At 66.8% G+C, this 26,090-nt stretch carries 23 protein-coding genes; 14 read left to right on the top strand and 9 right to left on the bottom strand.

The genetic code is table 11. The features are described 5' to 3' along the window. Nucleotides 1-2: 2 nt before the first annotated feature. Genes cas7g through cas3g form a run of 3 tightly spaced genes read right to left on the bottom strand, consistent with a single transcriptional unit; the run spans nt 3 to nt 4,520 of the window. Nucleotides 3-1,055 (bottom strand): type I-G CRISPR-associated RAMP protein Csb1/Cas7g, encoded by a 1,053-nt coding sequence (cas7g, locus tag E4O86_RS02640; protein ID WP_161138971.1) that lies wholly within the window; start codon nt 1,053-1,055, stop codon nt 3-5. A 4-nt stretch (nt 1,056-1,059) separates the two neighbouring features. After that, nucleotides 1,060-1,968: a type I-G CRISPR-associated protein Cas8g2 gene (cas8g2, locus tag E4O86_RS02635; RefSeq protein ID WP_161138970.1), complete on the bottom strand. Its 909-nt coding sequence runs from the start codon at nt 1,966-1,968 to the stop codon at nt 1,060-1,062. Next, the gene (gene cas3g, locus E4O86_RS02630) at nt 1,968-4,520 is read right to left on the bottom strand and encodes a type I-G CRISPR-associated helicase/endonuclease Cas3g (protein WP_246206142.1); all 2,553 of its coding nucleotides are present in this window, start codon (nt 4,518-4,520) and stop codon (nt 1,968-1,970) included. The genes cas8g2 and cas3g overlap by 1 nt, the downstream gene beginning before the upstream one ends. 811 nt (nt 4,521-5,331) lie before the next feature. Here cas3g and E4O86_RS02625 point away from each other — a divergent pair. The 14 genes from E4O86_RS02625 (at nt 5,332) to E4O86_RS02560 (ending at nt 19,226) form a co-directional block, all read left to right on the top strand. Further along, complete coding sequence (locus E4O86_RS02625) at nt 5,332-6,522, top strand: L-dopachrome tautomerase-related protein (protein WP_161138968.1); 1,191 nt, start codon at nt 5,332-5,334, stop codon at nt 6,520-6,522. Nucleotides 6,523-6,594: 72 nt separating this feature from the next. After that, complete coding sequence (locus E4O86_RS02620; protein WP_161138967.1) at nt 6,595-6,897, top strand: putative quinol monooxygenase; 303 nt, start codon at nt 6,595-6,597, stop codon at nt 6,895-6,897. A gap of 47 nt (nt 6,898-6,944) precedes the next feature. Then, on the top strand, nt 6,945-7,784 hold the full coding sequence (locus E4O86_RS02615) for an aldo/keto reductase (RefSeq protein ID WP_161138966.1): 840 nt from the start codon (nt 6,945-6,947) through the stop codon (nt 7,782-7,784). A gap of 31 nt (nt 7,785-7,815) precedes the next feature. Beyond that, nucleotides 7,816-8,502 (top strand): TMEM175 family protein, encoded by a 687-nt coding sequence (locus tag E4O86_RS02610; RefSeq protein ID WP_161138965.1) that lies wholly within the window; start codon nt 7,816-7,818, stop codon nt 8,500-8,502. Nucleotides 8,503-9,168: 666 nt separating this feature from the next. After that, nucleotides 9,169-9,498 (top strand): Clp protease N-terminal domain-containing protein, encoded by a 330-nt coding sequence (locus E4O86_RS02600; RefSeq protein WP_161138964.1) that lies wholly within the window; start codon nt 9,169-9,171, stop codon nt 9,496-9,498. Between the two features lie 34 nt (nt 9,499-9,532). Beyond that, a complete protein-coding gene (locus tag E4O86_RS02595) occupies nt 9,533-11,305 on the top strand; it encodes a PAS domain S-box protein (protein WP_161138963.1) in 1,773 nt (590 codons plus the stop codon). Nucleotides 11,306-11,491: 186 nt separating this feature from the next. Next, nucleotides 11,492-12,589: a potassium channel family protein gene (locus tag E4O86_RS02590; RefSeq protein ID WP_161138962.1), complete on the top strand. Its 1,098-nt coding sequence runs from the start codon at nt 11,492-11,494 to the stop codon at nt 12,587-12,589. A 347-nt stretch (nt 12,590-12,936) separates the two neighbouring features. After that, nucleotides 12,937-14,115, top strand: coding sequence for a zinc-dependent alcohol dehydrogenase (locus tag E4O86_RS02585; RefSeq protein ID WP_161138961.1), 1,179 nt, complete (start codon nt 12,937-12,939; stop codon nt 14,113-14,115). A gap of 4 nt (nt 14,116-14,119) precedes the next feature. Then, the gene (locus tag E4O86_RS02580; RefSeq protein WP_161138960.1) at nt 14,120-14,728 is read left to right on the top strand and encodes a cyclase dehydrase; all 609 of its coding nucleotides are present in this window, start codon (nt 14,120-14,122) and stop codon (nt 14,726-14,728) included. 20 nt (nt 14,729-14,748) lie between these two features. Next, nucleotides 14,749-15,294, top strand: a complete 546-nt coding sequence (locus E4O86_RS02575) for a type 1 glutamine amidotransferase domain-containing protein (RefSeq protein ID WP_425500106.1) — start codon at nt 14,749-14,751, stop codon at nt 15,292-15,294. Nucleotides 15,295-15,297: 3 nt separating this feature from the next. Then, nucleotides 15,298-15,429: a hypothetical protein gene (locus E4O86_RS23740; protein ID WP_281351526.1), complete on the top strand. Its 132-nt coding sequence runs from the start codon at nt 15,298-15,300 to the stop codon at nt 15,427-15,429. Nucleotides 15,430-15,474: 45 nt separating this feature from the next. Then, nucleotides 15,475-18,255: an ATP-dependent Clp protease ATP-binding subunit gene (locus tag E4O86_RS02570; RefSeq protein ID WP_161138958.1), complete on the top strand. Its 2,781-nt coding sequence runs from the start codon at nt 15,475-15,477 to the stop codon at nt 18,253-18,255. A gap of 142 nt (nt 18,256-18,397) precedes the next feature. Continuing rightward, nucleotides 18,398-18,928, top strand: coding sequence for a hypothetical protein (locus tag E4O86_RS02565; RefSeq protein ID WP_161138957.1), 531 nt, complete (start codon nt 18,398-18,400; stop codon nt 18,926-18,928). An 85-nt stretch (nt 18,929-19,013) separates the two neighbouring features. After that, complete coding sequence (locus E4O86_RS02560) at nt 19,014-19,226, top strand: hypothetical protein (RefSeq protein WP_161138956.1); 213 nt, start codon at nt 19,014-19,016, stop codon at nt 19,224-19,226. 493 nt (nt 19,227-19,719) lie between these two features. Here the strand turns inward: E4O86_RS02560 and E4O86_RS02555 are convergent, their stop codons facing one another. The 6 genes from E4O86_RS02555 to E4O86_RS02535 all read right to left on the bottom strand — a co-directional run bounded on the left by E4O86_RS02555 (nt 19,720) and on the right by E4O86_RS02535 (nt 25,605). Beyond that, nucleotides 19,720-20,961: a cytochrome c gene (locus tag E4O86_RS02555; protein ID WP_205520647.1), complete on the bottom strand. Its 1,242-nt coding sequence runs from the start codon at nt 20,959-20,961 to the stop codon at nt 19,720-19,722. Between the two features lie 11 nt (nt 20,962-20,972). Beyond that, nucleotides 20,973-22,733, bottom strand: a complete 1,761-nt coding sequence (locus E4O86_RS02550; protein WP_161138954.1) for a GMC family oxidoreductase — start codon at nt 22,731-22,733, stop codon at nt 20,973-20,975. A gap of 5 nt (nt 22,734-22,738) precedes the next feature. After that, a complete protein-coding gene (locus E4O86_RS02545; RefSeq protein ID WP_161138953.1) occupies nt 22,739-23,497 on the bottom strand; it encodes a gluconate 2-dehydrogenase subunit 3 family protein in 759 nt (252 codons plus the stop codon). Nucleotides 23,498-23,788: 291 nt separating this feature from the next. Then, nucleotides 23,789-23,875: a small membrane protein YohP gene (locus E4O86_RS24070; RefSeq protein WP_152527856.1), complete on the bottom strand. Its 87-nt coding sequence runs from the start codon at nt 23,873-23,875 to the stop codon at nt 23,789-23,791. Between the two features lie 9 nt (nt 23,876-23,884). Beyond that, nucleotides 23,885-24,061, bottom strand: coding sequence for a CsbD family protein (locus E4O86_RS02540; protein WP_161138952.1), 177 nt, complete (start codon nt 24,059-24,061; stop codon nt 23,885-23,887). A gap of 140 nt (nt 24,062-24,201) precedes the next feature. Continuing rightward, nucleotides 24,202-25,605, bottom strand: a complete 1,404-nt coding sequence (locus E4O86_RS02535; protein ID WP_343039074.1) for a phospholipase D-like domain-containing protein — start codon at nt 25,603-25,605, stop codon at nt 24,202-24,204. Nucleotides 25,606-26,090: the final 485 nt, after the last annotated feature.

Below are 26,090 nucleotides of genomic sequence, written 5' to 3'. Positions count from 1 at the left end.
ATTCAGGCCTTCACCTTCTTGCCGGCGACCGCGTCCTTCTTCGCCCGGTCCTTGTCGAACGCCACCGCCCGGTCGGGGCCGACGCCGAACCGCCCTGCCGCCTCGCGCGCGTAGGTGAGCGCCTGGTCGTGCGACAGCTCGAGCGGCCGGCGCGTCCCGTCCCGCTTCACCAGCTCCAGCGTTCGCCCTGCATCGGGGTCGAGCACCAGCTGGCAGCCGGCGCGCAGGAAGCCGTCCTGCGGCGCCGTCGCCGCGACCAGAGCGAGCCCGAGCACATACTGCCGCAGCGCCGCGGTATCGTCGCCCCTGAGCCGGCGCAGCGCGACCAGGTTGACGGTCACGTCGCGCCGGATCTCGCCGCGCGCGACGATGCCGCCATGCGTCCCGACGGCAGGGACATGTACATAGCCGCGCTCGGCCAGCTGCGAGCCTGGCTTGCCCTCCTGCTTCTCGCGCTCGGCCTCGGAGAACACGTCGAGGCCGGCGTAATCGAGTGGCGGATTATACTGCGCCGAGCGCGTCAGCGGGCTGACGTCCCATGCGCGGATCACAGACTGCACCAGCCGCGGCAGCTTGGCCTGCGTGTCGCGGCTGTCCCAGACGCCGAAGACCAGCGAGGTCGGCGCGAGTTTGGCGATCCGGGTGGCATTGCCTTCATGGACGAGAAACGCCTCGAAGGCCGATCTCACCGGTTCGGCCAGTTCGGTGCAGCGGACGACCGCGTCGCCCAGCCGGTGGCCGGCCTCGAGGATCGACACGCGCTTCTCGTTGCCATAGGTGATCTCGACCTTGGGTACGAGTCCGGCATATTTCGGCTCTTTGAAAATGGGCTCGATCCGGTTCGCCTGCGAGCCGACACTGTCGAGGGATGCGACCTTCGTGCCGTCGGCCAGCTCGTCGATGTTGTAGCCGATCCCTGCATAGGTCGCGGGGAAGATGGGGGCCCCGTGGCCCTCGACCGGCATCAGCCGCTCGCGCAGGCAGATCGCGACGGGCGCCTGCGTGCCGTCTTCGGTCCAGGCGTCGATCTCGGCAGGCGTCGGGTTGTATGGCATCGGCTCACTCCATATCGGCGAAGAAAAATTTCTTGTAGTACTTGTCATCCCCCATGTGCGTGCGGAACCGACAGTAAGTGCCACTCACCAATATCGATTCAGGTTGTGCAAGCACGACGCGGCAAAGGCTGGCGGGGAGGACGATGTTCCAAGCCGAGTAGTAGACTTGGGACTCCGGTCCAAGTGCCGGCCGTGCAAATCCTAGCCCGATCGCGGCGAGGAGTTCGACGACGGGAGAAATGTTTAAGGGTACGCTTTGGGCGTCCAGAGATGCCCCAACGCGGACAGCGTCCCACGCTCCCCGAGCGTCAAATCCGAACTTTCCCTTGTCTATCGGGACAACGCCAGCCGATTGCGGATCAGCCACTCCGAAGGGGTCGCAAATCAGATGGTCTGCTTCATCTCGCCAGAGCTGGCGAACACCCTTCCGGCTCACACCGGCTTTTTCATAGCTCAAAAGCATCTCAGCTATCTGCCAGCCGACTTGATTGCCCGCGAACAGCTTGAAGGTCTCCAGACCTGAGCCGTCGAGCCAATGGAAAAGCCGTAGCTCCCGCCCGGAGCCGCGCAGGACCGCAGGGAGAGCGTTTCCAGTCAATCCCTTCCCGTCTGACTTCCGCAGGTCGGCAATCCTGGCCGGAAAGATACGACTCCTTTCGGCTTCTTCCGGCCACGGGCCATCGGCGCCTTCCGGGGCGATGGGAACAACCTCCGCCTCCACCAAGAACCGGATCACCTCGACGACGGGGTTCGGTTCCCCGCGGGCGCGAAGGCGGAAGGTGGTGGCTCCGTCGCGCCAGTCGAAGGCGGCCTCGGCGTTGCCGAGGAGAATTTCCGCCGCCTCGACCAGACCGAGGCAGGCGAACACCTGGCCCGGGTTGGTGAGGTCGACCGGGATCGCCGCCTCGGCCATCAGCCGGCCTCCTTCGAGACGGTCTGGTCGGCGGCCCGCAGCAGCGACTCCCACCAGGCGAGGCCCCAAGGCCCCCACCGCGTCTGGAGGCGCGCGAAGCGGAGCGCCACCTCCAGCCCCGCCGCCGCCATGGCCGTCGGCGGCCCCTCGGGGCAGTTCTCCACCCATATTGTGGGCCGCGCATTGCCGTGATGGGCGGCAATGAGATGCAGCAGCAGGTCGCGGTCGTCCGGGTTCATCGCCTGCACAGCCGGGTCGCTCTGCGCAGCAAACAGCGACCCGAACTCGTGCCGATAGCGGCCGAGCGCAGTCGGGTTGCCGCCGCCGCGCGTTTTCGCATAGGGCCGCCCAGCGCGTGGCGCGTTCATCGCTTCCTGCCAGACCGGCGCCGCCTTGCCGTGGTCGTGCAGCCGGGCGGCGGCCGCCAGCAGCTCGACCCAGCGCGGCTCCAGGCCCAGCCGCCCGGCGATCCGCCGGACCTCGGCCTCGACCGCGCTCGCGTGCTCCGCCAGGGGCACGTCGCGTGCGGCGCGCGACGGCGCGTCGATGTCGGTGTCCTGACGCTCCCTCTGCAAGAAGATGTCGAGCAGAGTCTCCGGATCGCCCTCGGCTGAGAAGCGCGTCACGAAACGGTATGCCGCGCCTGCGTACTGGTCCCCCGGCCGGCTTTGTTGGATCGTGAAGCCGACCTCTGGCCATCCCCCTGCGCCGTCGGCCACGCTCGGCGCCTCGTTCTGGTCGTTCTTGAGGAGCCCGGCGGCATCGAGCCCGCCCAGCGCCGCGTCGACCACCAGCGTCCGGCCCGCGAGTGCATGTTCGAATGCGTCGCGCTCGCGCTGGGCCTGCCGGTCGATCTTTCTGCCTGCCCAGAGCGCCAGCGTCCCGAGCGTCAGACGTGCGTGTAGTCCGCCGTCGGGGTCGAGCAGGAACACGATCTCCTGCTTGTCTCGCTTCTCCCGCTCTGCGCCGGTGTCCGACCCCCGGAACGCCTTGGCGCGGGCATAGAGCCAGTCCGTCGCCCGGTACGTTTCGGTTTCCAGCATTTCGGAGAGGTGCGGCCGGGCGTGGGCGAAGAAAGCCTCGACCTCGGCGACCTGCACGGCCGGATCGGCGGCCCGCCGTGGCAGGTGTTCGCGCCAGACGATCCGCGTCTGCGGCTCGACCTCGACCCAGCCGCGCAGCCAGGGATCGACCTCGGGGCGGCCCGTGTGCTGGGGAAGGCCGGTCAGCGCCCAGGCATCGACCAGCGGGCGCGACAGAGCGGGCCGGAGCGGTTCCGGCGTCGTCGCCTCGCGCACCAGATCGGGTTCGCGCGCCGCCAGTTCGCCCAGCGCCCCCGGCCCCGCCTGCACGGCGCCACCCGTCGGCGGCAGCCGCCTGAGCAGCCGTCGCACCGAATCGAGCCGTGCCCCGGAGGGCGAGTTCGCCAGGCCTGGATCGACCACCCGAACGAGCGCCGAGCCCCGGCCGCGCCGGTTCACGCGCCCCAGCCGCTGGACCATGCGTTCCCACGGCACCAGGTCCATAATGGCGTGGTCAGCGTCCAGGTCGACCCCGACCTCGCCGGCCGAGGTGGCGATCAGGAACCGCGTCGCCTCCGGCGGCTCGGCGCCGGCCATGAAGCCGGCGCTGCGCAACTCGTCCGCTGCACGCTGCCGCTCGTGAACGCGCCGCGCACCCGTGAACAGGATAGGCTGGCGCTCACTCAGGTGGTCCGCGACCCTCTCGGCGACTGCGCGGCCGTCGCAGTAGACCAAGATCCGCGCCGGACCGTCGAGGCCATCGGCGATGGCGGTCGCCTGCCCCGCCAGCGCCTCGGCCAGAACGGCGGGGTCGAGCTCCTGGCGCTCCCCTTTGGTCTTGCTCGCCTGAACGTCGCTGACGGACAACAGCTTCGCCGCGCCAAGGCGGCGTTCGACCTCCGGGTGCCTGCGGTCGTCCTCGCCGATCCGGAACGTAGCCTCCGCCCCTGGGGACTGCGTCGCCGACAGCGACATCAGCCGGAGGCGGGGCACCGGCAGCGGCTGTCTCCCCGCCAGCGTCGGATCGACCGAAATCGTCTCCATCAGCGCCTGAAAAGGCGGCACCAGATGCGCCTCGTCCAGCACCACCAGCGAGTCAACCCCGAGCAATCCCGCGTGGAGCGGCCGCATCCGGCGCGAGATTCCGTAACCTTCGAACAGCAGGCGCGACCCGATCATGTCAACCGTGCCGACGACGATCGCAGGCCGCGAAGGATCCTCACGCCACTCGCCGGAATCGACGTGCTGGCCGCGAAGTGTCGATATGGTGATATCGGCGCCGAACTCATTCCGGAAAATAGCGGCCGTGTCTTCGGCCTCTGCTGTAGCCTGATCGACTACCGCGCGGCGATCTACGACATAAATCAGTCGTCGCGGCACAGCCGCCCCAGAGGCCAGGGCCGTCAGCCATATGGCGATGATCTTGGTCTTTCCCAAACCGGTTGGAATATCCAACCCGACCGGAATTTCCCCGGCCATAAAGGCTGAGCCAAGCCGCTCCTGCCAAGGAAACGGCCTGTTTCCCAACATCTCGGCCAAGTGTCCGCCTATTTGCGCGGCAGTAGCATTTATGGCCATTTTCTCGGATACAGTAGATCCCGCCAATGGGAACGCACACGACCTAAACCGTCAAGCCGGTTTCGAGTCTGTCCCGCTCAAGGTTGCCTGTCCCACTCTATCGGAAAGCCCTTCATCAGCGCCGGTAGCGTGGCCGCCTCCAGCTGCCGCCCATCCAGAATTCTCTCGGCAATGTCAGGCGCGAGCAGAGTCAGCCGCAGCACGCGGCAGACATTGGCCGACGCATTGAACGGCGACGCCAGCCCACGCAGCCGCACCCATAGCATGCTGGAATACGGTGAGCTGCGAGATGAAAGCGGCAAACCAACCGAATTGATGAGTTCCGATCACATTTACTACACGATATTTCCCAGAGGAGGCATAGATGAACGGCGGGGTTATCGAGCTAACGGCATATCAGAGCTCGCTGATCGAGCGAGAGATCCGCCGCATTGTTGCCCAAGCGGGCGCAGGACGGACGCATGCTGCGCATCGGGCCGCTCGCTTCGGACTTGGCGGAATCCCATTGCCATTCCGGACTGGGGCCCACCGAAATCGCCCGATCAGCTTTTGATGGCCGCCGCCCGCGCCGGAGTAGCCATGGAGATCAGCCGTCCCGGCTGTTCGGCCGGTGAGTGGGCTGGCGCTCGCCCGAACCGCTCCCCCTCTACCCACGCCGCTACGGATCATTCCTTAGGAAGGCTCCGCATGGACCGCCCTTGCTCGAAGCCGATGTTCCCGCCGGAACTGCGCGACGCCGCCAGATAGCGATCGGGAGAAGGCCATGCTGCATTTGCCTCGGACCAGTATAAGCCTGCGAACCGCAATCATCGCCGGCCAGCTGGCCTTTGCCGGAGCGGCGTCGGCGCAGAACTCTCCTGAACCCGCGGCGGGGGGCGGGACTCTTGCGGAGCTCGAGGATGTGGCTACGTTCGATCATCAGGTAACCGGCGTCACGCTCTCCGAGAATGGACGCATCTTCGTCAACTTCCCGCGCTGGACGGAAGACAGTCCCGTTTCAGTCGCCGAGGTGGTCGACGGGGAGATCAGGCCATATCCCGATAAGGAATGGAACGCCTGGCGTAACGCCAGGAAGAACGAGATGACCCCGGAGGATCATTGGGTCTGCCTCCAGAGCGTCGTCGCCGATGGCCGCGGCAGCCTGTGGGTGCTCGATCCGGCGGCGCCGGCCGCAACCTTCCTGATTCCCGGCGGCCCAAAGCTGGTGAAAATCGACCTCGCCTCGAACGCCGTGGTCCAGACGATCGCCTTCGACCTGCAAGCCGCTCCGCAGGGCACATATCTCAACGACGTGCGGTTCAGCCCGGACGGCAGACATGCCTACATCACCGATTCCGGTGCGCGGGGAGCCTTGATCGTCGTCGACCTGGAGAGCGGCGAGGCCAGGCGACTGCTTGACGGCCACCCGTCCACGCAGCCCGAAAAGGACGTGGTGGTGACCCACCGCGGGGTGCCTGTCCGCCGTCCCGATGGACGCGGCGTGGAATTCGCCGCTGACAGCATCGAGCTCTCCGAGGACGGAGCGACACTGTACTGGAAGGCGCTGACGGGACGCACGCTCTTTTCGATAGCGACAGAGGTTCTCAAGAACCCGGACGCTTCGGCGGAGGAGGTCGCGGCGGCAGCACAGAGTGAAGGAAAGACGGTCGTCACGGACGGGCTTTGGAAAGACGAGGCCGGTCGCATCTATCTCTCCGCCCTCGAAGAGGACGCCATCAAGCTCTGGGACGGCGAGAGCGTCACCACGCTGCTTCAGGACGATCGGCTCCGCTGGCCGGACACGTTCAGCGAAGGTCCTGACGGACAGATTTACGTCACCGCGTCGCGGATCATGGACATGGCTTGGTTCAAGCCGGATAGCCCGCCGCAGCTGGAGACGCAGCTGTGGAGCTTCCGCCCACCGGCCGAGGACCTGCCCACCGGTTCCATCGGAGCGGCTCCGGCCCAAAAATAGGCCTGGGACTTCGCAGCCGGCGCGCCTTCGCGCCGGCACGTCATCCGCCGGACACTGAAAGGGGCGCAAGCCATGGTGACCAAGGCGCTTTACGTGGTGGTCGAGGCGCGGCCAGGACGAGAGACTGACGCGGAGCAGTTCCTGCGGGACGCGCTCGCGATGGCGCAGGCGGAGCCGCAGACGACGGTGTGGTTCGCGCTCCGAATCGGCCGCTCGACGTTCGGCATCTTCGACGCCTTCCCGGACGAGACGGGGCGGGAGGCGCACCTCGACGGGCGGATCGCCGCGGGCCTGAAGGAGAAGGTGCCTGAGCTCTTCATCGGCGATCCGCTTATCGAGCGGATCGACGTGCTCGCAGCCAAGCTGCCCCGCTGAGCCCACGAAACGGTATGAGCCGACAGGAAGATTCGGCGAAAGCAAACATGCAACTTCGACGATTTGGTTCCAGTGGACGCGAGGTCTCCGTCATCGGCCAGGGAACCTGGTACATCGACGACGCGCACCGGCCCACCGCGGTCGCCGCCCTGCGCCGCGGCCTCGACCTTGGCATGACCCACCTCGACACCGCCGAGATGTACGGCGACGCCGAGAGCGTGGTCGGCGAGGCGATTGCCGGGCGGCGCGACGAGGTCTTCCTCGTCTCCAAGGTCCTTCCCAGCAACGCCACGCGTGCCGGGACCGTGGCGGCATGCGAGCGCTCGCTCGCCCGCCTCGGCACCGACAGGCTGGACTGCTACCTCCTGCACTGGCCCGGTCCGCACCCGCTCGAGGACACCTTCGCCGGCTTCGAGAGGCTCCGCGAACAGGGCAAGATCCTGTCTTGGGGGGTGAGCAACTTCGACGTGCCCGATCTCGATGCCGCCTGGAAAGCCGGAGGCGAGGGCCGGATCGCCTGCAATCAGGTCCTCTACCACCTGGAAGAACGCGCGATCGAGCACGCCGTGCTCCCCTGGTGCGAGGCGCACGGCGTCGCCACCGTCGCCTACAGCCCATTCGGCCACGGCAGCTTCCCCGGCCCGCGCACGCCCGGCGGCCGCGTATTGGAGGACATCGCAGGAAACCACGGCGCGACCGCGCGCCAGGTGGCGCTCCGCTTCCTCGTGCGGAGGCCATCCTCGTTCACGATCCCCAAGGCGTCCAGCCCCGAGCACGCCGCCGACAACGCGGGCGCCGGCGCGTTGCGGCTGACGGAAGCCGAACTTGCCCGGATCGACGCGGCGTTCCCGCTCGGCCCCCGGCCGCGCCGGCTTCCCATGCTGTAGGCCCCGTGAAAGGCGTACCGGAGATTAGCGGATGGCGCGTGTCAAGAACGTGAAGACCGCGGGCGCGGAGCGCGGGCTCAGCCGCTTTGAGGGGTTCAGCGACGCAGTTTTCGCAATCATCCTCACCCTGCTGTTCGTCGAGATCAAAGTCCCGGGATCCCCGCAGGGGCCGCAGGGCTACACCGACCTCGCCCGGGCCATGGCCGAGCAGTGGCGCGAGCATCTCGCCCTGCTCGTCTGCTATGGCGTGATCGGCGCCTACTGGTTGCAGCACCGCTATTCGGGCCGCATCTACGCCCGGAGCGATCATTGGTTCGGCGCGATCAACCTGCTGTTCCTGTTCGCCGTGGGCCTCGTCCCATACCCGATCCGCGCCTGGTGCTTCCACCTCGGCACGCGCTTCGAGGACACGGCATCGGTGACCCTGGTGGCCGGCCTCGCCCTGATCGCCTGCACCTGGATGGCCAAGTGGTTCTACGCAAAGCCGGGCCGGCGGGTGATGGACGAGCGGCTCGCGCCCGACTTCCTGCGGCAGATGACGCGCCGCTACGGCGTTGCGACGCTGATCCAGATCGCCGCCGTTGCGGCCGCCGTCCTGGCGCCGCGCGTCGGGGTCGCCATTGCACTGGCGTGCGTCGCCTTTTTCCTGCTGCCGCAGCCCAAGCCGCGCTACAAGCCGGGCGAGGAGCCGAGCACGGAGGAGGCATCCAGCACCTAGCTGCTTGCAATCTCCTTAAGCGACGGAGCGGAAAACAGACTCGCCGAATGTCCGCCCTGAGTCAGGAGCGGACCAGCCGAAACGTGCGCCACGCTGTCCTACTACGCCCGACTCCGCCCACTCGGTGTCGCCTTTTTACTGCGTTGAAAATGCGATGAAATCCCAGGATTTAATGAATCATTAGCGCCTGCAAGTCATGGTAGAAGAATGGCAGGGCGGAACGCTCCAGCCAATCTAGTTTGGCAGGCGCTCACTACTGACCCGTAGCCCGATATGCCGGCGGCTGTCGGGAGCACGATCACCTCGTTGATGTCGACGCCGTCGGGCTGCTCAAGCGCGCAGCGGATCGCGCGCGCTATCGCATAGGGGGCAGCGAGGACTGGTGCTTCTTCAAATAGCCGCTTTTGAGCATCGCAGCTAAAGCCCTGCTTCGACCGAAAAGGGCGCAAGCGGAACACGCCGCCGTAAGCGCCCTTCGCTGGGAACCCCACTCAACTGAAAAGGACCTGAACAGCCTGGCTAGCGTCAGCTCCGCCTCGTGCCCCGCCATGGCAGATCGCGGAGCAGCGTTCGACCGCGGACGGCGACACGCGAACTCTCGACATTGGGGAGGCGGATTATCTTCGACTGGCGCGACAGCAGCGCCAGAGCTCGCCGCTGGAGTCGTTGTTCGGCAGGCGCGGCGGCCTCTTCGACAAATTCTTCGGCGATGAATTCCTCGGCAGGTCGCCCTTCGGCGAGCGCGGCGGGTTGAGCGAGCCGACAGCACCGCGAGCGCTCGATCGCGCCCGGCGGAGCGGGGAAGCCGAGGAGCGGATCAGCGACCACGCCAAGGAATTGCTACAGAGCGCGGCGCGTCACGCCGTTGAGCATCGTCGCACGGAGGTGGATACGGAGCACCTTCTGATTGCGCTCACCAAAAGCGATGTAGTTCGCACTATCATCGCCCAGTTCAAGGTGTCTACCCAAGGAACAGTTCAAAGTTGGAGCCGTTGACGCTGTGCCGGCAAGGTGCTGGCGGATGGCCGGCATGTCGGACAGCGCATCATCAAGGTTCGAGTCGGCCGAGGCGACGCTCTCGTCCATTCCCGATTTCGTCTACGCCTTCGATCCGAAGCGGCGCTTTGCCTACGCCAATCGGGCCATGCTGGCGCTGTTCGGCCTGGCTGCGGAGGAGATGCTGGGCAAGACCTTGGCGGACCTCGACTACCCCTCCGAGCTTGCGGATCGGCTCAACGGCCATATCGACCGCGTCCTGTGCGACGGGATCACGGTGGAGGACGAGGTGCTCTACCGCAGTCCCACGGGCTACGGCGCCTATTTCGCCTTTCTGGGACCGGTCCGCGCCGAGGATGGCTCGGTCGAACTGGTCGTCGGCATGTCCCGCGACACCAGCGAGCGCCGTGGGGTCGAGGAGGCGCTGAAGAAGAGCGAGGCGCGCCTGCGCGCCGCAACCGAGCTGGTCGGCCTCGGCATCTATGCGTGGGATCCGGTGACCGGCGCATTCGACTGGGACGATCGGCTGCGCGCCATGTGGGGCCTGCCGCCCGACGCGCCTGTCGATGTCGCCGTCTTCGAGGCGGGCATCCACCCGGACGATCTTGCGCGCGTCCAGGACGCCATCGCGGCATGCGTCGATCCGGCCGGGGACGGCAGCTACACCATTGAATACCGGGTGATCGGGCGCGACGACGGCGTTACCCGTCATGTCGCCACCTACGGCCGGACGAGGTTCGAGCATGGCCGCGCCGTCGGCTTCATCGGCGCCGCGATCGACGTTACGGCGCAGCGTCGCGCCGAATCGGCGATCCGCGCGAGCGAGGCGCAATTCCGCAGCTTTGCCGAGCACAGCAGCACCCTGATCTGGATCGGCGATCCGGGCGCGGGCCGCATCATCTATCTCAGCGCCGCCTATGAGCGGATCTGGGGCATCCCATGCGAAGGGGCGCCCGCGAGCCTCGCAGAATGGATCGACACCATACACCCCGACGACCGCCAGCAGGTCGAGCGCGCGCTTGGCACCGTCAGCGCTGGCGAGGTTGCGCAGTTCGAATACCGGATCATCCGGCCGGCGGACGGGTCGATCCGGTGGCTGCGCGAGACGAGCTTTCCCATCCGCGACGAGCATGACCGAGTGACCCGGATCGGCGGCATCACCGAGGACCTGACGCAGGAGGACGGCCGCCAGGTCTACGTCGTCAGCGCCAGGGCTGCAGAGGCGCGGCGGCTGGCGGACCTCGTCCGCGCCGCCGGCTATCGGGCGCGGACCTTCGATAGCGCCTCCGCCTTCCTGGACATAGCCCCGGTGCTCGCGCCGGGTTGCGTGCTGGTCGACCTCCGCAACGCCAGGCGCGAGGGGGTCAACATCCCGCGCGAGCTCAAGGCGCGCTCGATCGCGCTGCCGACCATCGCGCTCGATGCACGGGCTGCCGACATCGCGTCGGCCGTCGCTGCGATGAAGGCGGGGGCGGTCGACTACCTCACGGTGACTGACGAGGAGTCGCTCCGCTCTTCGCTCGCGAACGCGATGGCGGAATGTCACGGCGCAGCGCGGCCGGCGACATCCGGCGAAAACGCCGGTGCCCGGCTGGCCAGATTGACGCAGCGCGAGCGCGAGGTGCTCCTGGGCCTGGTGGAGGGCGGGACCAACAAGACGATCGGCCAGGAGCTCGGCATCAGCCCCCGCACCGTGGAGCTGCACCGCGCGCAGGTCATGCATCGCCTGAACGCGAGCAACCTGACGGAATTGCTCCAGATCGCCCTTGCCGCAGGTATCCCGACATCAGTCGGCGTGGGAAAGTAGCGCAGGGATACGTAGGGATCCACCGGATGCCCGGCGTTGGCCGGGACCTGCACGCTGGCAGCCAACCGGCGCTGGAGCGGTGGCGATGGGGCGGTTCGGGCGTGGAGCCGCGAGCTTGACTGCGGAGCCGGAAGGGCACGGGACCGGCTTCCCGGGGTTCGGGATCGGGATTCGAGCGGGCAGACAATGGCGGCTATCCTCTCCCTGGTCGGCGCGATCATTGTGCTGGTGACGCTGCTCGACGTCTTCCTGACCGTGCTCTATCCCGCCAGTGGTCGCGGACCGATCCGCAAGCCGCTCTCAAGCTGCGTCTGGCACGGCTTCAGGCTGATCGGCGGGATGACCGCCGGCCAGCGCCGCCGCAACCTGCTATCCTATAGCGGCCCGGTCCTGATCACGGTGACGCTGTTCGTCTGGTTGGTCCTGCTCGTCGCCGGCTGGGCGATGATCTTCAAGCCGGCGCTCGGATCGGGCGTGCAGGCCTCCTCCGGACACACCGATACCGGCTGGGCGACGGCCTTCTACTTCAGCGGGTTCAACCTAACGACGCTCGGCGTCGGAGACGTGTCGCCCAGAACCGGCCTCTACCGGCTGCTGACGATCACCGAGGCCGCGTTGGGCTTCGCCTTCTTCAGCATGGTGATCACCTATTTCCTATCGGTCTACTCGAACCTCACCAGCCGCAACGCATTCGCCCAGGGATTGCACCACCTGACGGGGAACACGGACGACGCCGCTGAGCTTCTCGCCCGGATTGCGGATGGATCAGAAATCTCCGCGGCGCGCCAGCACCTCTCGGCAAAGGCAGGGTTCCTCCGAGAGATCCACCAGACGCACCGGTTCTATCCCGTGCTGCGCTACTTCCACTACCGCGAGCCATATTATGCGCTGCCGCGAATCCTGCTGACCGCCCTCGATACGGCGACCCTGATGCGCAGCGCGCTCGAGCGCGATCGCTACGCGCGCGAAATCGAGGCCCCGGCGATGGGCGAGCTCTTCGAGGCGGCGATGTCGCTGATGCGCGAGCTCATTCCGGCCGCGCAGCCTCACCAGCCCTCCGCGGACGAGGTTTCCCTCTGGCGCGAGCGTTATACCGACGCTCTGGCGCGCCTCGCGCGCGCCGGCCTGCAAGTGCGAGCTGATAGCGAAGCCGGCGCCGACGACTACGTCGCGTTGCGGCGCGAGTGGGACAGTCCCGTGCGTGAACTTGCCGCCATCATGCTCTACGAATGGGGCAGCATCGAGCCGCAGAGGATTGGCGCGCCCCGCTCGCGCCGGAAGTGATCGGAATATGCTCTGATCAAGAAGTGGGTCTGTCTGACGGCCGATCTTCAGAGAGACCTCGGCCTTGTGACGTTGTTCGGGAACGACTGGCCTCAGGGCGCGCAATCGGCCTGCGAAATGATGACCCTGAGCGTCGGGTGCCTGTCGACACTGCCGAGCCGGCGCTGCGAGGGCCGAGTACGGGAAAGTCCCTAAGGATCAGCCCGGATGGTCCCTTCCGGGCCTGGCCCGATATGGGCGGGTGAGGAAGCGGCCAGACGTCATCCCCGGCGGGACCCGTTTCCACGCTCAATGGGGCGACGGCGGCGTCGCATCGACGACCCGAACTTGACCTGAGGAGAAACGTCATGCGCGCGCTGGTCTGGCACGGCCCGAAGGACATCCGCTGCGACACGGTGCCCGATCCAGCGATCGAACACCCGCGCGACGCGATCGTGAGAATCACGAGCACGGCGATCTGTGGCTCCGACCTGCACCTCTACGACGGCTTCATGCCCGGCATGGAGAACGGCGACGTGATGGGCCACGAGCCGATGGGCGAGGTGGTCGAGGTCGGGGCCGAGGCGAGAGGCAAGCTCAAGGTCGGCGACCGCATCGTCGTACCGTTCACGATCACCTGCGGTCAGTGCGACCAGTGCCAACGTCGCAACTACTCGGTTTGTGAGATGACCAACCGCAACAAGGAAGTGGCCGACAAGGTCTTCGGACATACCACGGCCGGCCTGTTCGGCTACACACACCTGACCGGCGGCTATCAGGGCGGCCAGGCCGAGTACTTGCGCGTGCCGTTCGCGGACTCGACGCACGTAAAGGTTTCCGGGAGCATCCCCGACGAGAAGGTGCTGTTCCTCTCCGACATCCTGCCGACCGGCTGGCAGGCGGCAGTGCAGGCCGACATCCAGCCGACCGACACGGTCGCGATCTGGGGCTGCGGGCCGGTCGGCCAAATGACCATACGCAGCGCCGTGCTCCTCGGCGCCAGGCAGGTGGTCGCGATCGACGACGTGCCTGAGCGCCTCAGCATGGCGGAGGCCGGCGGGGCGACCGTGATCAACCTTGCCAAGGAGAGCGTGGTCGAGCGGCTGAACGACATGACGGGCGGCAAGGGCCCAGAGAAGTGCATCGACGCGGTCGGCATGGAGGCGCACGGGACCACCGCGCTCACCGCGGCGTACGACCGGGCGAAGCAGGCGGTGATGGCGGAGAGCGACCGGCCGCACGTGCTGCGCGAAATGGCCTACGTCTGCCGGCCGGCCGGGACCCTCTCGGTGCCGGGCGTCTACGGCGGGCTGATCGACAAGTTCCCGATGGGCATGATCATGAACAAGGCCCTGACGATCCGGACGGGCCAGACGCATGTGAACCGCTGGACCGGCGACCTCCTGCGCCGGATCGAGGAGGGCCAGCTCGACCCGTCCTTCGTCATCACCCACGAGGTCCCGCTGGATCGGGGCCCCGAGATGTACCGGACGTTCCGCGACAAGCAGGACGGCTGCGTCAAAGTCGTCCTCAAGCCCTGGAGCTGATAGAATGCGCCTCGACATCCACGGGAAAAGCCGGCCCGACCTGTCCAATCACGCGCTGGCGCGCGGCCTGGGCTGGTTGTCGATCGGGCTCGGCATCGCCGAGATCGCGGCCCCGCACCGGCTCGCCCGCACGCTCGGCCTGGACGGGCACGAGCCGATCGTCTTCGCCTACGGCGTGCGGGAGGTGGTGAACGGGATCGGCATCCTGACCTCCGACGACCCGACGCCCTGGATTTGGGGCCGGGTCGGCGGCGACGCGCTCGACATCGCGACCGCGGCGACCGGGATGTCGGGCGACAACCCGAGGGCCCGGAACGTCGCCGTGGCGCTCGTCTCGCTGCTGGGGATCACGGCGGTCGATCTTTACTGCGCCCGCGCCCTGAGCGAGGAGCGCGAGCGCCGGTCGGCGCCGATCCGGGACTACCGCGACCGCACCGGCTACCCGCGGCCGGTTCAGGCGATGCGCGGTGCCGCGCGCGCCGAGGGGTTCGAGATCCCCGACGACTTCCGCGGCCCCCCTGCGCTCCGCCCCTACGAGGATGGGACCGCCCCGCTGTCGACGGCGGCCGCCCACGCCAAGACGAGCCCACGACCCGAGGAGACCCGGCCATGAGCGATGTTACTCTTGACGGGATGAAGGTGGCGATCCTGATCACGGACGGCTTTGAGCAGGTCGAGATGACCGAGCCCAGGGAGGCGCTCGACGCGGCCGGCGCGGAGACCAGCATCGTCTCGCCCAAGCAGGACCGCGTCCGCGCCTGGAAGTTCACCGAGTGGGGCGACGAGTACCCGGTCGACGTCCCGATCGAGGGCGCCCGACCGGAGGACTTCGACGCGCTGCTCCTGCCCGGCGGCGTCATCAATCCGGACAATCTCCGAATGGACGAGAATGCCATCGCTTTCGCGCAAGCCTTTCTCGATGCCGGCAAGCCCGTCGCCTCGATCTGTCACGGGCCCTGGACCCTGATCGAGACCGGCAAGGTGCGCGGCCGCAGGATGACCTCTTGGCCGTCGCTCCAGACCGACCTCGAGAACGCCGGGGTGGACTGGCACGATCAGGAGGCAGTGGTCGACGGCAACTTGGTGACCAGCCGCAAGCCGGACGACATCCCGGCTTTCAATCGCGCAATGATCGAACTGTTGCGTTCTCACGCATCGCAGCCTGCGAGCCTTGGCTGACCGATGTCGCAACGACAGTATCCTAACCCGTCCTACCTCGCCACAAGCCGGTTCTCGCTAGAGGACGGGCCGCACGGCTACGACATGTTCAAGCACAAGACGGACGGCTGCGTGCGCGCGGTGTTCGCGCCGTAGAAGCCGCCGCCGATTGCGGGCCCACTCGCGCAGAGGGAGGTGACAATGGCTGATGGACGATGCGACATCTGCGGCAGGCCCGCCACAGTCAGGGCGCAGGTGACCAGCAATGGACGCCGGCAGGCGATGGAACTCTGCGACGAGCATTACCAGCAGATCGCGCGGCGGAGCCGCGGCCGGTCGGCCTCGCCTCTCGAGTCGCTTTTCCAGCGAAGGGGCAGCCTGTTCGACGATTTCTTCGGCGACAGCCCGTTCGATGACGAAAGCTCCCCGGGCGTGTCCCGAGGCGACGACGGCGCGGAGGGCGTTCCTGCCCGCAGGAGCGGCCGGCGCGCCTCGGCGGGACTGGCCGAGCGGCTGAGCGAGCAGGCCGACAAGATCCTGCAGGAGGCCGGCAGAAAGGCCGTCGACCTCGGCCGGCGCGAGGTCGACACCGAGCACCTGCTCTTCGCCCTCACCGAAAGCGAAGTGGTCCAGACCATCCTCACCCAGTTCAAGATCTCGGTGGACGACCTGAAGCGGCAGATCGACAGCGAGGCACGGCGCGGCGACGCCAAGGCCGAGGAGACGACCGAGATCAGTGTCAGCCCCCGGGCCAAGGATGCGCTGGCCCGGGCCTTCGCGGCCTCGCACGACCTCGGCCATAGCTATGTCGGCCCGGAGCACCTGCTCATCGGCCTCGCCGAGGAAGGCGAGGGCCTGGCAGCCGACCTCCTGAAGCGCTACGGCCTCAGCCCGCAGGCACTGCGCCAGCAGGTGACGAAGGTCGTCGGCCGCGGCGCCGAGGAGGGCCGGGTCCAGGCGCCGTCGGCCACGCCGAACCTCGACAAGCATTCGCGCGACCTGACGAAGCTCGCGCGCGAGGGCAAGCTCGACCCGGTGATCGGCCGCGCCAGGGAAATCGAGACGACGATCGAGGTGCTGGCCCGGCGCAAGAAGAACAACCCCGTCCTGATCGGCGAGCCCGGCGTCGGGAAGACCGCCATCGTTGAGGGCCTCGCCCAGCGGATCGTCGCCGGCGAGGTGCCCGAGGCACTGCGCGACAAGCGCCTCGTCGAGCTCAACATCAACTCGATGGTTGCCGGCGCGAAGTATCGCGGCGAGTTCGAGGAGCGCGTCCAGCAGGTGCTCAAGGAAGTCACCGAGAACCGCGGCGACATGATCCTCTTCATCGACGAGCTGCACACCATCATCGGCGCGGGCCAGGGCGGCGAGGGCGGCCTCGATGTCGCCAACACCTTCAAGCCGGCGCTGGCCCGGGGCGAGCTCAACCTCATCGGCGCGACCACGCTGAACGAGTACCAGAAGCACATCGAGAAGGATGCGGCCCTGGAGCGACGCTTCCAGCCCGTCTTCGTGCCCGAACCGACCGTCGCCCAGACCATCATGATCCTCCGCGGCCTGCGCGACACGCTCGAGGCGCACCACAAGGTCACGCTGACCGACGAGGCGATCCTCGCCGCGGCGGAGCTCTCGGACCGCTACGTGACCGGACGCTTCCTGCCCGATAAGGCGATCGACCTGATCGACCAGGCGGCCGCGCGCGTGAAGATCTCGGCCACCGCCCGGCCGGCCGACGTGCAGGAGCTCGAGGCCGAGGTGCACCAGATCAAGCGCGAACAGGACTATGCCGCCTCGCGCAAGAACTTCGCAAAGGCCTCTGAGCTGAAGGAGCAGCTCGGAGCGAAGGAGAAGGAGCTCGGCGCGCTGACCGAGACCTGGAAGCGCGACCGCGCCACCGGCTCGGCCGAGGTGCGCGCCGAGCACGTCGCGCAGGTGGTCTCGAAGCTGACCGGCATCCCGGTGACTGAGCTGACCGTCGAGGAACGCGAGCGTCTAGCGAAGATGGAAGAGAAGCTGCACGAGCGTATCGTAGGCCAGGAGGAGGCGATCAAGGCAGTCTCCGACGCCGTGCGGCTCGCCCGGGCAGGCCTGCGCGAGGGGCGCCGCCCGGTCGCGACCTTCCTCTTCCTGGGGCCGACAGGCGTCGGCAAGACCGAGCTCGCCAAGGCGCTCGCCGAGACCGTCTACGGCGACGAGGACGCGATGGTCCGCATCGACATGTCCGAGTACCGCGAGCGGCATACGGTGGCGCGGCTAGTCGGGGCGCCGCCGGGCTATGTCGGCTACGAGGAGGGCGGGCAGCTCACCGAGAAGGTGCGCCGGCGGCCCTACAGCGTCCTTCTGCTGGACGAAATCGAGAAGGCGCATGGGGACGTACACAACATACTGCTGCAGGTCTTCGACGACGGCCGGCTGACCGACGGCAAGGGGCGCGTGGTCGATTTCACCAACTCGATCCTCATCGCCACCTCGAACCTCGGCGCGGACATCATCCAGCGCAACCTCGCCCGGCGTGGCACGGCGCAGGAAGACCCGGCCAAGCTGAAATCCGATCTCATGGAGGTGGTGCGCGCCCACTTCCGGCCCGAGTTCATCAACCGGATCGATGAGATCATCGTCTTCCAGTCGCTCTCGAAGGAGGAGATCCGTGCGATCGTCGAGCTGCAGCTCGAGCGGGTGAAACGCACCGCGCACGCCCAGGGCGTGGCGCTCGAGCTGGACGACTCGCTGCTGGATCACGTGGCGTCCGAGGGCTACCGCCCCGAGTTCGGCGCCCGCGAGCTCAGGCGCCTGATCCGCACCGAGCTCGAGACCCAGCTCGCGCGCGCCATGCTGGCGGGCGAGGTGGTGGAAGGCGCCAAGGTTGTCGCGCGTTGGGACGCGACGGAGGACAAGGTCGCCTTCCAAATCGAGTCGCCTGCCGACGCCGACAAACAACCCGCCGAGGAGGCGAAGGAACACGAACCCGCAGCGGGCGAGTAGGACATGGCAAGCCGTGGCGCAGAGCCGATCTCCGGCTGCCCCTGAAGATCATCTCGATACGCGCCGAAACTTCGAAGGATCAAGGAGCGTCGCGAGGCAAGCAGCGCTGCGATCTGGACTGCGGTCGAGCCGGAGAAGCATCATGGACACGAGACAGCTTCGCTTCGAATCCATGCGCGATCTCTACCAGACGCAACGAGATCGCCGCGACGCCATCAGAAGCAGTGTAGCCACGCCGGTTGCCGCCTTCGCGTTCTCAATCTTCGACCTGTCGACCCTTGCGACGCACTATGACGTCGACAATCTCGGCTCAGTGCCAGGGATACTTATCGCGGCCATCGCTATCTGCAGCGTCGCGACGCTCCTCTACGCAGCCTTGCTTATAATCAGCGTCGAGCGGAACTTCATCTATATCGACCCCCCGGACCTGGAGGGAATGGTGGATGCCGAGGCTAGCATCCGAAGGTCCACCGAAGCCTCTGATGAGGACGAGACCGCCGATCAGATGCAGGATCTGCTCGCCGGGTCCTACGACATCATCTACCGTCGATATTTTGCGGCGAACGAGCAGGCGGCACGCGACCGGACCCTCGGGTTGCGCCTCATCCTCTGCGCCCTCGCCGCGATCGCAGTCGCGTTCTTGATCCTGCCGTTTCAGGGTGGAGGAAGTTAAGCCGATGTCCCCGTTGAGGAATTTCTTGCCATGGCCTTCCGAGCACGCCGAGGTCCGTTCGCTCCGTGCGAAAGACAGGCGGCGAATGTACCAGCATCTGCTGACGCTTGAGGAGGAAGAGGGGCGGATGAAGGAGCTCCTGAAGCTCCTTGTCCAGCCGCGACTGTCCGTGGTCGACGAGGAGCGGGTGACGATACTGCGCCCCCGTGACCGCGTGCACCTCGCGGACGATCCGCAGATGCGGGAAGCAAAGGATGCCAAGAAGGCGCGGACGGATTCAGGGTGGAGGGGGAAGTGACGAGCGCTCGCGGCGGATAAACTCCCGTCTCTATCGACGAGCGGATGATTGCCCGGCCGACTATCTCCTGCGACCGGCGCCGGTCTCTGTTGGTGTCGGATCTGTCAGCCGCAGCGGCACGGCACGGGCGGCCAGGTTTCCGCCACGAATAGAACTCTGCACCAGTGACCCGAGCGAGACTCGATACCGGACCTCTTCCCGCTAGCGCAGGTGCACTTATCCCCGAGTCGTAATGGGCTGTCAGGATCGGCGTGATGCGCTTTTCCCGAGCGATTCGGGAGGCTGGGATGGGTCGGGCGCTGGCGATGGATCTGCGGCTCAGGGTGGTGCACGCGATCGAGGCAGGCTTGTCCACCCGCGCGGCCGCGCGAGCCGCTCGCCTGGAAGATCGCTGAACTTGCGGCCGACCCGGCGCCGCTCGATCGGGAAACGGCGGAGGCGGTCGCCGACCGGCTGGTCGACGCGTTCGGGGTGGCGCTTGCCGCGCCGCACCTCATTGCGCTTTGCGCACCTCTTCGACATCGTCCGCAGAAACTGCGGGTGCTCCATTGCCGAAGGAGTTGCGCACGTAGGTCGCAACGGCGGCGACCTCGTCGTCGGTGAGCTTCCAGTCGAAGGCCGGCATCTTGTGCGGCGTGGGAAACTTGCTCGTCGCCACGCCCTTGCCGCCCTCGAGGATCAGCCGGATGACGCTCCGCGGATGGTCGGCCTGCACGAAGGAGGAGTCGGCGAGCGGCGGCAGCATGTTCGGCACGCCCTTGCCGTCGGCCCTGTGGCAGGCCGAGCATTGCGTCGCGTAGACGAGCGCGCCGACGTGCTTCACGTCGTCGGACATCTGCGCCGCCTGCTTCGTCTCCTTCGTCCCCCTGTCCTGCTGCTGGATCGCGATGTCCTTCAGGTAGGTCGCGACAGCCTGCAGGTCGTCGTCGGTCATGTGCTGCGTGGAGAGGCTCACCACCTGGGCCATCGGGCCGAAGGCGATCGAGCGCCCGTTGCGGCCGTATTTGAGGTACTGGACGAGGTCGTCCTCCGACCAGTCGCCGATGCCTTCGCGGGAGCCCCCGACGAGCGGGGGCGCGAGCCACCCTTCGGCCATCCCGCCGGCGAAGCGATCGCCCGGATCGTCCTCCTCGGCGCCGATCACGTTCTTCGGCGAGTGGCACATGCCGCAATGCATGAGCCCCTCCACCAGGTATTTGCCGCGATTGTAGGCCGGCGACTTGCCGGCGTCGGGGACGAAGCTCTTCTCGTCGAAGTTGAGCCAGTTCCAGCCGATCATCAGGAAACGCCAGCTCAGCGGCCAGACGAGATCGGGCTTCGACACGCGGTTGCGGACCGGCTGCAGCGTCTGAAGGTAGGAGAAGATCGCGTCCGAGTCCTCCCGCGTCACGTAGGTGAAGTGGGTGTAGGGGAACGCGGGGTAGAGGCGCGAGCCGTCCTTCGATCGGCCCGCGTTCATGGCGCGGTAGAAGTCGCCCTCGTCCCAGGTGCCGAGGCCGGTGTCGCCGTCGGGCGTCAGGTTCGCCGAGTAGACGGTGCCGAAGGGCGTCTTCAGCGGATAGCCGCCGGCGAAGGGCTTGCCGCCCTCGACCGTGTGGCACGCCGCGCAGTCGCCGGCCCGCGTCAGGTAGAGGCCGCGCTGGATGACGGACCAGTCGTTGTCCTCGGCGCGCGACGCGGTCGTCCCGCCCGCCAGCGCGAGCAGGGCCGCCAGGACGGGGAGAGCGATCTTCATCATGCGCCTCCTCACGCCTGGACGAGCGGGCCGGGCGACCGGAGATACTGCTCCCTAATCGCCTTGGCCGAATGATAGGCGAGCGCGCCGACGGTGCCCGTCGGGTTGTAGCCGGCGTTCTGCGGGAAGGCGCCGGCGCCCATCACGAAGAGGTTCGGCAGGTCCCAGCTCTGCAGGTACTTGTTGAGCACGCTCTCGCGCGGGTTCGTCCCCATGATCGTGCCGCCCGTGTTGTGGGTCGTCTGGTAGGGCACGATCGAATAGTGGCCGGTGCGCCGGCTCACCTTGATCTCCCGCGGGTTCATCGCCTTGGCGATCTCGGCGGCGCGGTCGGTCAGGTAGTCCGACATGCGGTGCTCGTTGTCGGTGAAGTCGAACGTCATGCGCAGCATCGGCCGGCCGTAGACGTCGCGGTAGGTCGGGTCGAGATCGAGGTAGTTGCCGCGGTGGCTCATCACCGAGCCGTGCGTGCTGATGCCGATCGCGTGGAGGTAGCTGTCGCGCACGGCCTTCTTCCACCTGGCGCCCCATTTCGGGGTGCCCTCGGGCGTCGGGTGTGACTCGATCGGGCGGCCGTTCGTCTGCCACTGGGCGATGTAGCCGCCGCCGATGAAGCCGAGGCCGGAATGGTCGAAATTGTCGCCGTTGAAGTCGTCGATCGCCATGCCGAGCGCCCCGGCGCCGACGAACGGATTGAAGACCTTGTCGTCGTAGAACAGCGTGACGCCCGACGTGATCTGGTAGGCGTAGTTCTTGCCGACGGTCCCCTCGCCGGTGCGCGGGTCGTAGGGCTGCCCGATCTGCGACAGGAGCATCAGGTGGGCGTTGTGGTTGATGTAGGCGCAGAGGATCACGATGTCGGCCGGCTGCTCGTAGGTGTCGCCGTTCGTGTCGACGTACTCGACGCCCGTCGCCCGCTCGCCGGCCTTGTCCTTGAGCACGCGCAGGACCATCGACTCGGTGCGGAGCGTGAAGTTCTTCTTCTGCATCAGCACCGGAAGCAGCGTCGTCTGCGCCGTCGCCTTGGAATAGTTGGCACAGGCGAACTTCTCGCAGAAGCCGCAATAGCTGCACGGCGCGAGCCCGACGCCGAGCGGGTTCGTGTAGGCCTGGCTCATGTTCGCCGAGGGGGCGGGGAACGGATGGTGGCCGAGCCCCGCCGCGGCGTCGGCGAAGAGCGTGGGGCCGTAGACCATCTCCATCGGCGGGTTCGGGTAGTCCCGCGCGCGGGGGCCCTCGAACGGGTTGCCGCCGTCCTGGATCTTGCCGTTGAGGTTGCCCGCCCGGCCGGAGATCCCGCAGAGATACTCGAACGTGTCGTAGTGCGGCTCGAGCTCCTCGTAGGTGACGCCCCAGTCCTGCACCGTCATGTCCTCCGGCAGCGGGCCGTAGCGCTCCTCGTTGTGCGAGCGCGCCTTGAAGTCGGACGGCAGGAAGCGCCAGGTCTGGCCGTTCCAGTGGACGCCCGAGCCGCCGACATTGGTGCCGGGCAGGAAGGAGCCGAGCTTGCGCATCGGCAGCGCCGTCTGGCTCGTGTCGTTACGGAAGGTGAGCGAGTTGCGCGACAGCTCCTCGAAGAGCTCGCTGCGGTATCGATAGCGGACCTCGTCCTGAACGTTCGTGACGCCGAACTCGGTCGAGGTGTCCCGCCACACGCCGCGTTCGAGGGCCAGCACGTCGAGCCCCGCCTCGGTGAGTTCCTGCGCCATGATCGCGCCGGTCCAGCCGAAGCCGACGAGAAGAACGTCCACCTTGGGAAGCTTCTTCGCCATCACGCTCAGCCCCTCCCGCCGGGGATGCTGGCCGCCGTCATGCCGGCGACCGAGACGGGCTCGAGGTCGAGCTTCTCGTTGTAGCGCGACACGTAGGGCCGGTAGTCGTAACGAGCGCCGGGAAAGCCGATCATCTTCCAGGCGACCATGCCGCGATTGCCGCCATGGACGGGATCGCCGAAGAAGCCCTCGATCGTGTTCTGGAGGAAAAGGTCGAAGAACGTCGTGCCGCTGACGCCCTCGAGCTCGACGTCACCCTTCTCGAGGCCCGTCAGAACCTCGTCCTGCTGGTCCCCCGACAGCTCCGCGAAGGTCCGGCCGCCATAGGCCTTGCCGCAATGGCTCTCGATCGCCTGGATCGCCTTGCGATAGAGCCCCGCCGGGGCGAAGCGCGACTGATAGCCCTGCGTGTCCTCGCCCTTCGGCCAGGGGCCCTGCATGTACCACCGGTCGCCGCGGCCGAAGCGGCCGGCGAGCTGGTCGTCGAGAAAGTCCACGACCCCGAGGTCGGAGGCGCCGGGCCACTCGTCGTCCGGCGGGATGAGCCGGTCGACGGCGGCGGTGACGAAGCGGCGCTCCTCTACGGTGAAGAACTGGTGCGACTCGAGGGGGGCTTGGGTGGGCGGGCTCGCCTCGCCCGGCTGCCACGGAATTCCGCCGCCGTTGTATTCCCTCGCCTCGGCCGTCGCGGGCACCAGCGCCGCAGAGCCACCCAGGAGGCCGACCTTCAGGAAGCCGCGCCGATCGAGTCCGTCTTTCCGCATGGTCGTCTCCTCCTGATCAAGAAGGCTAGAGACCAGCGGATGAGCCTCAACAGGCGCGCGGCGTTTCGTCGCGACTGGTACGACCTATGCCAAGAAGATAGCCGGACACGGCTGTGGTTCCGGCATGAAGGAGAAACTCCAGCCAGCTGCCGCGTCATCCGGCATGATCGTTTCGATCGAATACTTCGCGCCGAGGATCAAGAGTCTTGATCGGCTGCTATCGAAAGCTTGAGGGGCCCGGGCCCCGGAGGGTGTTTCTCCGGCTGGACGCGTCCCCTCGGGGGTAGGCGGTCAAAAGATCAAAGCGAGCAGACCGATGACGACCAGCAAGCCGATCAGAAAGATGACGCCAACCGTGCCGCCAATGAACTTGAGCATGATCGTCCCTCAGTTCTTTCCGCGGAGCGCATCCTTGGCTTCGCCGACGCCCTTCTGAACCTTGCCCTCTATCTGATCGGCCTTGCCGCTGCGCTCGGTCTCCTTGTTTCCGGTCGCCTTGCCAAGCGTCTCCTTTGCGGTGCCGACGACGTCCTTGGTCTTCCCCTTGGCGCGATCTTCGTCCATCCATTATCTCCTTTCCGTCTGCAGTGGGGCCCAACGCGACGCGCTCGTCGGTGTTCCGGAAGTTCTTCGAGCGAGCCTCCTGCGCCGGCCTGAAGCCGCGTGTGCGGCTGCCTAGCGCAGACGGGAATTACCTGCCGCCATCACTTGGGGCGGAGCGTTGACAGAGCGCGGCGCAGCCCCCGCCGAAGGCTTCGCCACCGACTTGCAGGCCGCTCGGGGTCGAGGAGCTGGTTCTCTCCCAGGACTGTCGCCTCAACATCGTTGAGGGCTGGCGGTTGGAACGGTCGGAGGGATTTGCCGTCCGACCGAAGGGCCTCGATGGCTCTGATCACCGAACCGCCTGCGGCCCGGATTTGCTCCTCGATCACTGCGTTCGGCACGCCGAGATGCTCTGCGAGGAGGTCGTTGCGCAGCCCGACGATCGACCGCGAGAGAGCGACCCCACGCTGCGCGCCGGGTAGAGCCTCGACAGAGAGGTCACACTCGGTGTCGAAGCCCAGAGAACGGTTGTTGAGGTTCGAGGAACCGACTCTGAGGAGCCGGTCGTCGACTACCATGACCTTGGCGTGGACGTAGATGGGCGCTCCACCGGAGGTGACCGGCGTATAGAGCCGAAACCGCCGATGTCGGTCGGCCTCGCGAATGAGCCGCAAGAGCCGAGCGCGTGAGGAGCCCATTACCTCTTCCTCAAGCCACCCGTCCGCGGTCTCGGGATTGACGACGATGATCTCCGGACCGTTCGATTCACGGAGCCGCCGAGACATGGCTTCGGCGATCTTGCGGGAGGCGAAGTACTGGCTCTCGATATAGAGCGTCTTTCGTGCCGCCGCGATGGCCGCCATGTAAAGCGCCTCAATTTCGTGGACGGCTGGTCGATCGCCATATTCCGGCGCCGTTCGCGAAATCGCGACATCGACGTCCCGAAAGGAAGGATCGAGCCCGTCAGGCCAGGCGCTTCCGGTCGGCGGGGGCGGCTCCAGCTCTTCCCCGGTGGCACATCTCCAGCGTTCCCGAGCGAGTTGTCCCAGAGCACGGGCGGCATCGCCGTCGACGGCTGTCGAGACATCATGCCATGGGCCGTAGCGGCGATGCGTGGTCGGACGCACTCGGTTCGGGTCATCATCGAGATGGGCGCGCGTGTCCCAGCGGTCGGCGGTCATGTCGATGCCGCCACAGAACGCCAAGGCATCGTCTATCACGACTATCTTCTGGTGGTGCGCAGCGCCGGCCGGGTGAGCTCCATCAAGTTTGAAGTGGATGCGCTTGTCGATCATCCAGTCGAGGATCACCAGCGGAGTGCTGCCGCGACCCAACGCGTGCAGCGCCCCAACATCCCAGCGCAGAACATGAATCTGCAGCTCCGGCCGCTGCCTGACGACCCACTTCAGGAACTTGCCCAGGGTGTTCGGCGTGGGTGATCCGTTGCCGGGACGATCGAGCGTGATGCGCGTGTCGAAATCCCAACCGATGAAGAGAACGCTGTATCGAGCCTTCAGCACGGCTCGACGCACCGTGGCGAAATAGTCGGCAGCGTCAACGATCACAGCCAAGCGCCGAGCTCTCTCTATCCGCCAGCAAGTGTCTCCAGTCCGCAGCAATGGACCTTCAGCGCCAGCTTGCAGCATTCATAATCCTCCTTGCGGCGGCGCCCAGAGCCTCTGGGGAACGACTGCTCGGCGCATGGGTTACTGTCCGATGCTGACCACGACTGCAATCTTCGCACTCTGCCTCGCAGTCATTCATGTCTTTGTTGGGCGGCTGACCTTCTTGAATGTTGTGCCCGGAGCCGTTGGCTCTCGGCGGCCGGCGGTGTTGCTGCCGCCTATGTCTTCCTCCATATCCTGCCGGACCTGGCGGCGCACCAGCAGACGTTCGCGAATGGCCCGCGCATCGACGCTGACCTGCGAAATCTCTAGAGAAGCTGGCGGAAGTTCGTGCCGGTCCGGGCTGAGGTCACGGTAGCGTGACCTGCCTGATTGTCCTAATATCGCAACACGGAGAGAATGCCTATTGTAGCGGTATAGCCCGG

The organism is Propylenella binzhouense (assembly GCF_009866965.1).
Taxonomy (GTDB): domain Bacteria; phylum Pseudomonadota; class Alphaproteobacteria; order Rhizobiales; family Afifellaceae; genus Propylenella; species Propylenella binzhouense.
Note: the sequence above shows the minus strand (reverse complement) of the source record. Positions and strands in the feature narration are given on the sequence as shown.

Excerpts from the sequence above, each read along its gene's own strand:
- E4O86_RS02595 (WP_161138963.1), top strand. The coding sequence starts at position 9,533 with ATGTCGGACAGCGCATCATCAAGGTTCGAGTCGGCCGAGGCGACGCTC.
- E4O86_RS02580 (WP_161138960.1), top strand. The coding sequence starts at position 14,120 with ATGCGCCTCGACATCCACGGGAAAAGCCGGCCCGACCTGTCCAATCAC.
- E4O86_RS23740 (WP_281351526.1), top strand. The coding sequence starts at position 15,298 with ATGTCGCAACGACAGTATCCTAACCCGTCCTACCTCGCCACAAGCCGG.
- E4O86_RS02555 (WP_205520647.1), bottom strand. The coding sequence starts at position 20,961 with ATGAAGATCGCTCTCCCCGTCCTGGCGGCCCTGCTCGCGCTGGCGGGC.
- cas8g2 (WP_161138970.1), bottom strand. The coding sequence starts at position 1,968 with ATGGCCGAGGCGGCGATCCCGGTCGACCTCACCAACCCGGGCCAGGTG.
- E4O86_RS02565 (WP_161138957.1), top strand. The coding sequence starts at position 18,398 with ATGGACACGAGACAGCTTCGCTTCGAATCCATGCGCGATCTCTACCAG.
- E4O86_RS02620 (WP_161138967.1), top strand. The coding sequence starts at position 6,595 with ATGGTGACCAAGGCGCTTTACGTGGTGGTCGAGGCGCGGCCAGGACGA.
- E4O86_RS24070 (WP_152527856.1), bottom strand. The coding sequence starts at position 23,875 with ATGCTCAAGTTCATTGGCGGCACGGTTGGCGTCATCTTTCTGATCGGC.
- E4O86_RS02625 (WP_161138968.1), top strand. The coding sequence starts at position 5,332 with ATGCTGCATTTGCCTCGGACCAGTATAAGCCTGCGAACCGCAATCATC.
- E4O86_RS02575 (WP_425500106.1), top strand. The coding sequence starts at position 14,749 with ATGAAGGTGGCGATCCTGATCACGGACGGCTTTGAGCAGGTCGAGATG.
- E4O86_RS02590 (WP_161138962.1), top strand. The coding sequence starts at position 11,492 with ATGGCGGCTATCCTCTCCCTGGTCGGCGCGATCATTGTGCTGGTGACG.
- E4O86_RS02560 (WP_161138956.1), top strand. The coding sequence starts at position 19,014 with ATGTACCAGCATCTGCTGACGCTTGAGGAGGAAGAGGGGCGGATGAAG.
- E4O86_RS02550 (WP_161138954.1), bottom strand. The coding sequence starts at position 22,733 with ATGGCGAAGAAGCTTCCCAAGGTGGACGTTCTTCTCGTCGGCTTCGGC.
- E4O86_RS02545 (WP_161138953.1), bottom strand. The coding sequence starts at position 23,497 with ATGCGGAAAGACGGACTCGATCGGCGCGGCTTCCTGAAGGTCGGCCTC.
- E4O86_RS02540 (WP_161138952.1), bottom strand. The coding sequence starts at position 24,061 with ATGGACGAAGATCGCGCCAAGGGGAAGACCAAGGACGTCGTCGGCACC.
- E4O86_RS02585 (WP_161138961.1), top strand. The coding sequence starts at position 12,937 with ATGCGCGCGCTGGTCTGGCACGGCCCGAAGGACATCCGCTGCGACACG.
- E4O86_RS02610 (WP_161138965.1), top strand. The coding sequence starts at position 7,816 with ATGGCGCGTGTCAAGAACGTGAAGACCGCGGGCGCGGAGCGCGGGCTC.
- cas7g (WP_161138971.1), bottom strand. The coding sequence starts at position 1,055 with ATGCCATACAACCCGACGCCTGCCGAGATCGACGCCTGGACCGAAGAC.
- E4O86_RS02570 (WP_161138958.1), top strand. The coding sequence starts at position 15,475 with ATGGCTGATGGACGATGCGACATCTGCGGCAGGCCCGCCACAGTCAGG.
- E4O86_RS02615 (WP_161138966.1), top strand. The coding sequence starts at position 6,945 with ATGCAACTTCGACGATTTGGTTCCAGTGGACGCGAGGTCTCCGTCATC.
- cas3g (WP_246206142.1), bottom strand. The coding sequence starts at position 4,520 with ATGTTGGGAAACAGGCCGTTTCCTTGGCAGGAGCGGCTTGGCTCAGCC.